General features: G+C 45.0%; 13 protein-coding genes. 6 read left to right on the forward strand and 7 right to left on the reverse strand.

Annotation, left to right across the window (positions count from 1 at the left end):
* Nucleotides 1–12: 12 nt before the first annotated feature.
* The 4 genes from QP775_RS20130 to yyaC all read right to left on the reverse strand — a co-directional run bounded on the left by QP775_RS20130 (nt 13) and on the right by yyaC (nt 3,212).
* Complete coding sequence (locus QP775_RS20130) at nt 13–735, reverse strand: DUF6483 family protein (RefSeq protein ID WP_285108711.1); 723 nt, start codon at nt 733–735, stop codon at nt 13–15.
* Between the two features lie 289 nt (nt 736–1,024).
* Nucleotides 1,025–1,300, reverse strand: a complete 276-nt coding sequence (locus QP775_RS20135; protein ID WP_239331926.1) for an autorepressor SdpR family transcription factor — start codon at nt 1,298–1,300, stop codon at nt 1,025–1,027.
* A 105-nt stretch (nt 1,301–1,405) separates the two neighbouring features.
* A complete protein-coding gene (locus QP775_RS20140; RefSeq protein WP_285108712.1) occupies nt 1,406–2,209 on the reverse strand; it encodes an alpha/beta fold hydrolase in 804 nt (267 codons plus the stop codon).
* Nucleotides 2,210–2,666: 457 nt separating this feature from the next.
* Nucleotides 2,667–3,212: a spore protease YyaC gene (yyaC, locus tag QP775_RS20145; protein ID WP_285108713.1), complete on the reverse strand. Its 546-nt coding sequence runs from the start codon at nt 3,210–3,212 to the stop codon at nt 2,667–2,669.
* A gap of 331 nt (nt 3,213–3,543) precedes the next feature.
* Between yyaC and QP775_RS20150 the strand changes: the two genes are divergently transcribed.
* The gene (locus QP775_RS20150; RefSeq protein ID WP_285108714.1) at nt 3,544–3,768 is read left to right on the forward strand and encodes a DUF1128 family protein; all 225 of its coding nucleotides are present in this window, start codon (nt 3,544–3,546) and stop codon (nt 3,766–3,768) included.
* A 145-nt stretch (nt 3,769–3,913) separates the two neighbouring features.
* On the opposite strand, the gene QP775_RS20155 is transcribed toward QP775_RS20150, so the two are convergent.
* Together QP775_RS20155 and QP775_RS20160 are read right to left on the reverse strand one after the other, a co-directional pair.
* Nucleotides 3,914–4,630, reverse strand: coding sequence for a copper homeostasis protein CutC (locus QP775_RS20155; protein WP_285108715.1), 717 nt, complete (start codon nt 4,628–4,630; stop codon nt 3,914–3,916).
* Between the two features lie 31 nt (nt 4,631–4,661).
* Nucleotides 4,662–5,663, reverse strand: coding sequence for an asparaginase (locus QP775_RS20160; protein WP_285108716.1), 1,002 nt, complete (start codon nt 5,661–5,663; stop codon nt 4,662–4,664).
* A 173-nt stretch (nt 5,664–5,836) separates the two neighbouring features.
* Between QP775_RS20160 and QP775_RS20165 the strand changes: the two genes are divergently transcribed.
* The 5 genes from QP775_RS20165 to QP775_RS20185 all read left to right on the forward strand — a co-directional run bounded on the left by QP775_RS20165 (nt 5,837) and on the right by QP775_RS20185 (nt 9,254).
* Nucleotides 5,837–6,508 (forward strand): phosphatase PAP2 family protein, encoded by a 672-nt coding sequence (locus QP775_RS20165; protein ID WP_285108717.1) that lies wholly within the window; start codon nt 5,837–5,839, stop codon nt 6,506–6,508.
* 113 nt (nt 6,509–6,621) lie between these two features.
* Nucleotides 6,622–7,014: a YtxH domain-containing protein gene (locus tag QP775_RS20170; RefSeq protein ID WP_239331785.1), complete on the forward strand. Its 393-nt coding sequence runs from the start codon at nt 6,622–6,624 to the stop codon at nt 7,012–7,014.
* 18 nt (nt 7,015–7,032) lie between these two features.
* Nucleotides 7,033–7,506, forward strand: coding sequence for a hypothetical protein (locus QP775_RS20175; protein ID WP_285108718.1), 474 nt, complete (start codon nt 7,033–7,035; stop codon nt 7,504–7,506).
* Nucleotides 7,507–7,782: 276 nt separating this feature from the next.
* The gene (gene ald / locus QP775_RS20180; RefSeq protein ID WP_239331781.1) at nt 7,783–8,913 is read left to right on the forward strand and encodes an alanine dehydrogenase; all 1,131 of its coding nucleotides are present in this window, start codon (nt 7,783–7,785) and stop codon (nt 8,911–8,913) included.
* Nucleotides 8,914–9,062: 149 nt separating this feature from the next.
* On the forward strand, nt 9,063–9,254 hold the full coding sequence (locus tag QP775_RS20185) for a hypothetical protein (protein WP_285108719.1): 192 nt from the start codon (nt 9,063–9,065) through the stop codon (nt 9,252–9,254).
* Nucleotides 9,255–9,798: 544 nt separating this feature from the next.
* On the opposite strand, the gene QP775_RS20190 is transcribed toward QP775_RS20185, so the two are convergent.
* The gene (locus tag QP775_RS20190) at nt 9,799–11,220 is read right to left on the reverse strand and encodes an amino acid permease (protein ID WP_239331778.1); all 1,422 of its coding nucleotides are present in this window, start codon (nt 11,218–11,220) and stop codon (nt 9,799–9,801) included.
* Nucleotides 11,221–11,365 lie beyond the last annotated feature (145 nt).

Here is an 11,365-nt window from a genome sequence, read left to right on the forward strand (position 1 = left end):
TTTATTGGACTGTTAAGTATGGTCAGCATACTCGGACTCGTTAGAGCGGTCCACTTTCATCATCGTCTGTACGTCCTGCAGCCCTTGCTCCACCTCGTCACGAGGTAGCCCACCTGCTTCCAGCTCATCGTCTGGTAGTTCCAGTAACCGTTCATACCAAGCTGCTGCCAATGACAAGCGGGCTTCATCGCCAGTCATCCACTCATACAGCACATTTTCTGCCTCTGCATAACGCTGATCCAGATCATGCCATCTCCATATCCGCTCAAGCAGAGAGGCATCCAGATGATAAGGAGCCAATTTGTCGCTCAACTTCTCCACGACGTCCATTACAGGCAACAAGCTGCGATTGCTGCCATGCAGCATCGCTTCGACAAGCAGTACATAAACCTTCATTAGACGTTGGATATGATTCGCATCAGCAGTCTCTAATCCATCATGAGACGGCGAACTTTGCTGTAGCTCATACTCCAGCTCGGCTCGCTCCAACATTATGATAGCCAATGCCTGCAGCTCGTCCGACTGCAAATGACCGTGCCTATGGAACAACTTGATGATATCGTCAGGTGACAAAGTATCTGTCAGCTTGCCATTCAATCGGAACTTACGCTCTAGCAGGTCGTCCCATTCCAGTAACAATTCAGCCTTTTCTTTCTGTTCCTTTAAGCCCAGCGTACGGGCAATCATGGCTGTCATCTCTTGAATCAGCCGTACCAGATAATCACGTTGATACATCTCATGCCTCCTATAGTAACATGCAATGTTAGTACTGCTTTAACTGTCGTACTTCACATATGAGTAGATAAACGGGATAAGAAGTGTCACGGCGATTACACACCCTTAATCACATGTTAATCCTAAATCATGCTGATCTGACAAACCATAAATATTATAATAACTAGCTATTATAGCGGGAAGCTTCTTTATAGGTCAATATCCATACGAGACCGCATACAATAACATTAAATGCACAAAACAGACCCTATAAGCACACAGAAATTTAAGATACCGCCCTTTCTCCACCTTATCCCTCCTTGTCATGTTGAAACTGAATCACATCAAGGAGCCAGCCAAGAGCCTCCTGCAATACCATCGTATTCAGCGAATACCAGATATGCTGTCCTCTCCGTTCATCTACAATCAGTTGGGCTTGTTTCAACGCATTTAGATGATGTGAGATGCTAGGCTTGGATATATTAAATTGGGCAGCTATATTGCCTGCGGTCATATCACGCTCTTTCAGCAGTGTTATAATCTGGCGTCTCGTCGGGTCTGCCAATGCTTTAAACGCATCGTTCATTTCTTCCTCCATCATAGTATCCTCTTATTTAGAAGTTTATCTAAATATAATGCCGATTATACCGAAAAAAAGCACCCCCTACAATAGAAGGCGCTTTGGACTCGTTTATGTTTCCATATTCGTAATTTCGTGAACGAAAGAAGATACTATCTCATTTACTTCTTCTGGTGTTTCCATCATCCCCATATGGCCAGCAGTTTCGATGACTGCTTGTGTCACGTTACTGCCCTCCGTCGTAAACAACCGCTCAGGCCGCACCTTCTGGTCCATTCTGCCAGCCACAAGCAGCAGCGGAAGCTTAGTTGCAGCCATCACTGCCGTACGATCTTCACGCTCACGCATCGCTAACGCCGCTCCAATCGCGCCTTGAGGCGGTGTATGGTACCCGATAGCCTTTGCAAGCCGAACTTCATCTTCTAATTGTTCCAACCTGTTCGGATTAAACAAGGATGGAATCAATTGATCGATAAAAGGCACAATTCCATGAGCCTGAATATCTTCAACCGCCTTCAAGCGACCCTGCCTTGCCTCATCCGAATCCGCATACCCTGTTGAATGGATCAGGCCAAAGCCAAGCAAACGCTCACTGAATCGTTGAGCAAATGACAGTGCAATATACCCGCCAAGCGAATGTCCCAACAATATAAATCGATCCAAATGAAGCTTGTCTGCCATTTGAAGAATATCATCGGCCATCTGCTCAATTGTGTAGGCCCCATTAGGCGCCTGAGTCTTACCATGACCGCGTAGGTCCGGTGTAATCACATGATATCGCTCACTAAGCAGTGGCACAACAGAATGCCAATAGTCGGAACTGCCGCAATAACCATGCAGCAGCACAATGGGGACTCCTGCACCTTGTTCTTTTACTTCCATGTGGAATCTGTCTGTTAGTTGAATTTTTGCCATCGTAACCCCTCGCTTTGCTTCATCGTGTTATGCCCTTTTAATCGGATTTATGCCTTCTGTATAAAATGCACAAAAAAATTTCACATTTTGCACAGCGAACGATTCTATCAACCGCCGTCCGCTCATAGATATACACTATATTACACAGGCATGATTTAGTTGAAACGCTGCTTATTCATTCCAACAGTGGTCCACTCATCTTAATGTCTCCCTAAATTGAAAGGGGGTGATGGTGATGAAGGATATCGAACTGTTCTTAGGCTCTTGTATGTTTATGATTGGTCTGATTCAACTCATCATTCAATTAAATGAACGTCGTAAAAAGTAATCCGCTCCTTGCGGAACGGATCGCACAGAATAACCGGTGTATCGTCAGGAGTCGGATGCCCCACATCCGGCTCTTTTGCTGTGGTCCGGCTTATGCCCACAACTTCATATTATGGAACGAAGTTAAAATTTATGACTGCAATGGGGCACAAAATGCTGCGCATATGGCATCTGAAATCTCTTGCGCCATCAACATCACCGTGTGCAGTGAAGTCGTCTGCAATGTCCAATAAGGCTTGGGCCCATGTTCGTTAACGACTGCTGCCACGCTGTAATGACCAACTGCCGGTAAGCCCTTGCCCACAGATTGGGCGGGCTGGAGAGACTGATTGCCCACAAGATAATACCCGACTGTTGCAGGCTGACCTAGGCATGCATCTATCGCTACAACCAGCTTGTCTTCCGAGATGGTAGCAATTCGCTCTTTCAGGTTAGAAGCATCACAAGGAAGCTCCAACGTGCCTATAACATTGCTAAACCCACGTCGCACTAATTCTAAGCCCACAATTGGCCCTAATGCATCCCCCGTTGAACGATCTGTCCCGATGCAGACGAAGGTTAATTGTGCTAAAGAATGCTGAGCAGCAATTTGTCGGAAGAAACTCCGCAGCTGCTCCTGATTGCTCTTCTTCAGCTTGGGCCTGCTAATCGTATCCGATAAGATAAGCTCCTGCATACATGCACTCCATTTCCTCTAAGCAGATATTGGCCTTATTGTACTTGAAGTCCTGTACGTTGTCACTCCACTGCCTTGGTATTTGTAACAAGCAGGTTAAGCATCACATCATTGCATACTTCCGTCATAAATCATTTCGGTACGGGTTCATCGTGTTAAGTTCCGTGTAAGATGATTGGTCCCTCGTGAAACTTATTACTTAAAATAGGATCCTTATGCTTGCTTGAAAGGCGTTTAGTTTTCGTGGAACTCATGTTACAATACGTTCAGCATATCGGACGAACCGATTGAAAAGATGAAATGAAAGTGGAATTAAAGGAGGTATGATGAAATGAGCCACGCAGATAATCCACAGGCACAGGTTGAAGCCATGATCGAAGACATAAAGGGACGCTTGAAGATGGCTACCGCCGCTGCTATGCAAGCATCCGCATTTTCCGTTGAACAATATGAGGATATTAAAGACATTCATGACATTGTTATGAGCAAATCCAATTTTAGTATCAGTGAGATGGAAGCACTCGTCTCAGAGTTAGGCAAACTTCGCCGCTCCTAATCTGATACTCCCCCTAATCATGAATAATGCCCTGACTTCCTACTTGTCGTGACAATCGATAAGAGGGAATCAGGGCATTGCTATTCCTTGCTTTTCCTGTAAAGCGTTGTATCATCCATAAATCAAACACATCGAATCTTTAGTGTTACCTAATTACCCGGTCAAGCTCCGTCCGCATCATTTTAACTCGTGCGGGATCAAGCGGCATTAACGCTTTACCCGCTTGCCTCACGGTTGATCCAACGTGAACGTGAGTTATCTTCGTATTAGCTGTAAAGACAGCGATATTATCCAATGTCAATCCCGCTCCAGCCATAATATGCAGACCTGTTTCTATGGATTCAAAGTGCATCTGCTCAATCATATGGATACCTTCTGGCGCCGTCGGAGCCCCGCCAGAAGTCAGGATGTCGGTAATGGAGGGATGACGTTTAATTACAGCTAAAGCCTCCATGAGATCGCTTGCTTCGTCTATCGCCCGATGAAAAGTTAATTTCATCTCTCCTGCAGCAGCGATAACTTGCTTCAACAGATGCTCATCGACCTGTCCGATCTCCGTTAGAGCCCCGAACACGATCGCTTCTGCTCCCACTGCACGTATATGTTCGATGTCTTTTAGGATCGTTTCACAATCATCAACATCATACACAAATGATCTTGCATGAGGTCTCACCATAACACGAACAGGAATGGTGGATAACTGTACAGCTTGCTCTACTAACGCAAGACTAGGTGTAAGACCGCCTTCTGCTATTGCCGTAATTAGTTCAATCCGGTCCGCCCCGCTGTCCTGTGCTGCACGGACATCGCTTAACGTTGTTGCAATAACTTCTAAATGAATGCGGGATTGATAAGGCTTCATCTTTTATTTCCTCCCCTATTTGCATTTATCGTTATAAGTTAAATTGAAATACAGCTCTGCGATCCCCTACCACAACCCCTTGATCATTAATAATCGCGGACGGGAATGCCTCTTTGAGACGTTGAATCGTATCGGTTGTCTTATAGCCCATTTGCTCCAATATTGAGGTTATTACATAAGCACATTCCTCATCTGATCCGTCGGCAATCTTGATTGCAAATCCCAATTGCTCCTCACGAAGCGCGAAACCAAATATGCCCTTGAAACCACCTTTGGCTACGATGTTTGTGTCTTCCATCAGCACGGAATCCAGCCGTCCTGTTCCCCCTACAAGGAGAGGATACTTGATCATTGCATCCCGGATACGTTGAACAGCTTGGCGTGTCGCTGTATCCTTAATGAATTCGGGACAAGCTAAATGTAAATAAGCCTGCCCTATTGCCGGAAGAGGCAGCGCATATACGGGAAAACCACATCCATCTGTGCCCACTCCCATCTCTTCGACGGTTACTCCAGAAAGTTCACAGATGATTGCTGTGATTTCCTGCTGTGCGGGATGATCTGGATCGGTATAAGATGCTTTGTCATATCCTGCATGTTGGCACCATGACAATACGCCAAAGTGCTTGCCAGCGCAATTATGGAACCTCCGTTCCCGATCGCCGCCCTCCCGCAGCCAAGTTTCCTTTGTAGGTTCATGCAAAGGGAGAGACGGATTGCACACGAGCTCACTTTGGATCAAGCCGCTTCTTTCCATAATGGCATGCATCGTCTCCATATGAAAAGATTCACCCCGATGAGATGACATCATTAACGCCAATTCCCGATCCGTCAGTCCGTAATGCTCTAGCGTACCGCTTTTGACCACTGGAATGGCTTGGAATGGCTTTCCAGCAGATCGCAAGAAGCGGAGGCTTTCCATGTCCCCTAGCGCATAACGAATGTTACCGTCTTTGCCTACTCCGCATATTGCCCCTCTATGTTCACATTCGAGCCAATTATTGCGGGTTTCTTCAATTAATCGTTCATTCATGCCGATTTCTCCCTCATAAACAAGTGATACTTATGTGTAAATTATAACGAAACCAGAACCGAATTCCTAACGTAAGTTTCATATTAGTTAAATCATTCTGAACTCTTTGTTAATTAACCAATGGTTTTGAGGCAAAGATGCGGAGAAACAGATTAAAGGAGTGTAAGCTTAACATGACCAAGTCAACATCTATGAAAAGCCGTGCAGTTAACTATACCGTCAGTCTCATATGGGGCCTTGTCCTAGTTCCCCCGCTCTTGCTGGGCTTGGGCTGGATTACTAAGGGCGTAATGAGCAATGACTTTAATCGAGTCGATACCGCGGTAACTGATTTTCTAAGACAATGGTCAAGCCCACTAATAACCAAAATCGTTATATTTTTTACCCATTTTGCTTCAAGCCACATTATTATCCCTTTGGCGATTCTGCTTGCGCTATGGTTTGCTTTTAGAAAAAGACTGTATATGCATGCAATTACGCTGCTAATTGCTCTTACAGGTAGCTATCTTCTAAATGAGGGGATGAAAGCATGGCTGCAGCGTGCACGTCCTGAATGGGAGCATTGGGTGGCAGCTACTGGGTACAGCTTTCCAAGCGGACATGCCATGGTTTCAACAGCGTTCTATGGGATGCTGACATACATTATAGTTCGTATTTGTAGGGCAGAAGGCAAACCATCTACCTACATATGGGTAGCAGGAGCATTACTCATTGTTGTAATTGGATTAAGCCGCGTATATTTGGGCGTTCATTATATTACGGATGTGTCAGCAGGATTTATTGCAGGCGGCATATGGTTAATCGCTTGCATGTACGCACTCGGATGGATGACTCGAGAGAAATGAGTGTCCTCCTTCATAGTCATGCGACGTCACATTTGTTATCATAATAATGATTCAAAGTTCGCTAATAAGTGTATATGTTCATTAACTACTGTTACACAAAGGAGATAATCAAGATGACAACACAACAAACTTCCGTAAATGAAACATGTGATACAAGAGGATGTTCCACTTTTGCCAAAGGGGTTCTCATTGGGGGACTAATTGGCGCGGCGGCAGCCCTGCTGCTGGCGCCGAAATCAGGACGTGAACTACGTTCTGACATCAGTGATAAAGCACACGATGTATCTGACAAGACTAAGGAAGTAGCCATTGATCTTAGCTCTAAAGCAGCAACTGCCGTCAAGACTGTTGGTGCCAAAGCAGAAGCTGTTGTATCGGGCGTAAAAGAAGCATCCTCCAATATTGTTACACAAGTGAAAGATGTGACTATTGATGCTGCAAATCAAGTCAAGGAAGCATCTGCCGACATCGCAGAAGAAGTTGTTGAACAATTGAAGAAAGACTAGACCTGGGGGATACATATGATGAACGCCTCAGCTGTTGTTACTGCCCCTGCCGATACGGTACGTCATGCGTTTCTGCAACAAGGCTATACAGGCATATGCTGTGCAGAGCAAGAAATATTTGTGCTCGGTTGGATGGACCCACATGCCAACAGCGAGCGCGCCACTCACATGTACAAAGTACCAGCGCAGCGGCTTCCTGACGGGCAATTACAGGTCAATGCGAAATTAGCCAGTTTCTCAGGGCTAAGCACAGTGCCTAGCCAACTCCAAGCCAAAGCAGACACAGAACTGCGTGAGCTATTGGTGCAGTTGTCTTTAACCGTCGGACTGGAACACAATCAGACAGATGATGAGCCCACTACTATCGAGGAAACATGGAATTCGATGGCTCCTGATGAGGCGGCAATGAAGCAGCTCGGCCATGACATGAAACAAATTCAAACAAACAGTGAGTTAAAAAAGCAAGGACTCATTCCCGATCCTATGCAGTAAATACGAATACGTAAGCAAGTTAATGCTTGCTGCGATCATCAACCCAAGCTGAGCTCTATTCAAGTGCTCTCTTGGGTTGATGTATGTTTAAGGGGTATTTATGACAACTTAAGTACAGTGCGGGTTTAATTTATGGGATTGAACAAGCAGTTTGTTAATTTGAACAAAAACGAGGTACACATTTTAGAGATCTAAACGAAGATATAAAGCGCTTACATTGTTATACTGAGGGTACATCAACTGATGAACCTAACTTGAACAAGGGGGCTTACCTCAATGATTATTGGCGTACCTAAAGAAATAAAAAACAATGAAAATCGCGTAGCAATCACTCCTGCTGGTGTAATGGCTTTTAAAAAAGCTGGACACACTGTTCTAGTCGAGCATGAAGCAGGCCTTGGCAGCGGATTTACAAACGAAGATTATATCCGTGTAGGCGCTGAGATTGTCGCAGAAGCTAAAGATGCGTGGGCAGCCGAAATGGTAATAAAGGTAAAAGAACCATTGTCTTCCGAGTACGGGTACTTCAGAGAAGGACTGATCTTGTTTACTTATTTACACTTAGCAGCAGAGCCTGAATTAACGAAAGCTCTTGTCGATAAAGGCGTAACTGCCATTGCATATGAAACAGTACAAGTAGGCCGCACATTGCCACTATTAACACCGATGAGTGAAGTTGCAGGACGAATGTCCGCTCAGATCGGAGCACAATTCTTGGAGAAGCCGCACGGTGGAATGGGTATTCTGCTTGGAGGCGTACCAGGGGTAAAACGTGGCAAAGTAACTGTAATCGGTGGTGGCGTCGTAGGAACAAATGCTGCTAAAATTGCAGCAGGCCTAGGGGCAGACGTAACGATTATGGATATGAATCCAGATCGACTTCGTCAATTGGACGATATCTTCGATAAGAGCGTTCATACGCTGATGTCCAACCCGCTCAATATCGCAGAAGCTGTACAGGATTCCGATCTTGTCATCGGCGCGGTGCTTATCCCAGGAGCTAAAGCACCTAAGCTTGTAACTGAGGATATGATTAAGTCGATGAAACCAGGTTCTGTAGTCGTTGACGTAGCCATCGACCAAGGCGGTATCATCGAAACAGTGGATCGGATTACGACACATGACAATCCAACATATGTGAAGCATGGTGTTGTACACTATGCCGTAGCAAACATGCCTGGTGCGGTGCCTCGTACATCTACGATTGCACTCACGAACGTAACGATCCCTTATGCGCTTCAATTAGCAAACAAAGGTGTTCACAAAGCGCTTGAGGAGAACGCTGCACTTATGCTTGGCCTCAACACAGCTTCTGGCTCTGTAACATATGAAGCCGTAGCTCGCGATCTTGGTTATGACTATGTAACGGCGCAGGATGCCCTAAAAAAAGCACCTGCTCACGCTTAATTAAATACACAGATATATAAAGAGAACACGTAATCATAATACGTGCAAGAAAGTGGATGCGCAAAGTTTATGCGACAACAATGCAGAATAAACAGATAAAGAGACATAAACTGCACTAAAACAATCTATATTCCATAAGGATGTCCAAAATGGTTGAACGTATGGTTCCACAAATCAAACGTTCGCAATCGGATTATAATAGCAGCCCCGTTGTGCATATTTCAATTGCGCAGCGGGGCTGCTTTATGTACTATACTTCTACCTTGATATTGTTCTGTAATGCCACGAATGCCACTAAGCAAGAACAAATGAATTGGGTAACGGCCAATATAAGTAGTTAAGCTATATGAACGCTGTAAGGCAGTCCCCTGATTTGCCCTTCCCTTCCATAATTTCAATCCCATTTTACAAACTCCAACACCATATCTATATAAGATGTAACACGCACACAGCATTCCAAGCTACAAAGCAAACAACAATGCGGCAGCTTGCCTGTAAAATACGGCAGTTCAAATTAAACTCGCCTCGCTATGCTCGCGTAATGGACTGTACTCGTTTGTAACGTAGTCCAATTAACGTAATACGATATAATGTAATACACAATTAACGTAATGTGGACTAACACAATACAATCATGGACACTGCAAGTACTGCACACTGATTCTTTACATTATTGGATCTCGTAGCAGCTTCTATAACCCCATGGAGTGCACAGCACGGCATGCAACCATCTACTGGGCTGCATTGTCTCATCTCTACGGTATGTAAGTTGATGCCCAGAATGTCATGTGTCCTGCCAAAACGAAAAAGCTGCTCGACCAGTCTATTCAGACCAGACGAGCAGCCTATCCATGCAACAGTGTAACCTAATCATTCGCATCCTTGCTATTCGTTGGATACTCTTAGTGAATCCTCTGTGCTGTCCGCGTCGCCTTTCTGTAAGTGGCTGTGACGTCTGGAGTAGCCAAAGTATACAATTACACCTAGCAGCAGCCAAATACCGAAATACAGCCAAGTTTGAAGCGGCAAATTCACCATCAAGAACAAACAGCAGCCTACCGAGATGATCGGGAGCAAAGGTACTAACGGCACTTTGAAACCACGTTTCATATTCGGATGTGTCTTACGCAAAATGATAACCGTAACACCAACCATCGCAAAAGTAAGCAAAGCTCCAATATTAGCCAAATTAGATAGTTCTTTCAGATCGATAAAGCCTGCAACGAAGGCACTCACGAGACCTGTCAGCCATACAGCTGTAGTCGGAGCTTCCTTCTTGTTCATCTTGGAGAACATTTTTGGAATAAGCCCATCTCGGCTCATCGAGTAAAATACACGGGTAGTTGCGTAAATATAAGCAAAAACGACTGCCATAATCCCGATGATGGCACCGGCAGCGATCACACCTGCTACTGCGTCTTGTCCAACAACATGCAACACGTGTGCCATAGCTTCAGGCACGTTTAATTCCGTATAAGGCACCATACCTGTCATAACCAAACAGACAACAACATAAATCACGGTACAAACTCCGAGCGAAGTGATAATACCAATTGGCAGATCACGCTGCGGATTTTTCACTTCTTCGGCTGATGTCGATAACGCATCAAAACCTAAAAAGGCAAAGAACACGGCTGCCGCACCCGACATTACACCTTCAAAACCGTAAGGCATAAATGGAGTCCAGTTAGCAGGCTTAACATAAAACACCCCAACAATGATAAACAGGAGAATAACACCAAGCTTAATTGCTACCATGATGTTGTTTACCTTCTTGCTCTCTTTCGTACCACGTGAGAGCAGCCAGGTAATAAACATAATGATAATCATGGATGGAAGGTTAACCAGCCCGCCTTGACTCGGAATCGTAATCAACTCTCTTGGCAAATCAAGCCCAAAGCCAGATAGAAAGTTATTAAGATATCCGGTCCAACCACTTGCAACTGCCGAGGTGGTTACGACATATACGGACAATAGTGTCCATCCCATCAAATGAGCGACAAGTTCACCGATTGTGGCGTACGAATAAGTGTAAACGCTTCCACTAACCGGAATTGCAGATGATATCTCCGCATAACACAGTGCTGCGAATCCGCACACAATCGCCGCTATAATAAACGAAAAGATAACGGCCGGGCCGGCGTCCCGGGCTGCTACAAGCCCAGTTAATACGAGTACGCCTGTCCCAATAACTGCTCCAATGCCAAGAAGCGTCAAGTCCATTGCACCTAATGACTTCGTGACACTCTTGCTCTTGCTTTGCAAAAGCATCTGCTCTACATTTTTCTTCCTAAATAGTTCTGCCATCTAGGTCACTCCTCACTAGACGCCAAAACGTCAACTATACGGTTCCACATTATTATTTTACCATGTCACGTATTATATGCGCAGCCCGCAATTATTGGAAACGATTACATTTCTGTGACACCTTAAGTTTTTTACTATTATCACG

Origin of the sequence: Paenibacillus sp. UMB4589-SE434 (assembly GCF_030226685.1) — a bacterium.
GTDB lineage: Bacteria > Bacillota > Bacilli > Paenibacillales > Paenibacillaceae > Paenibacillus_B.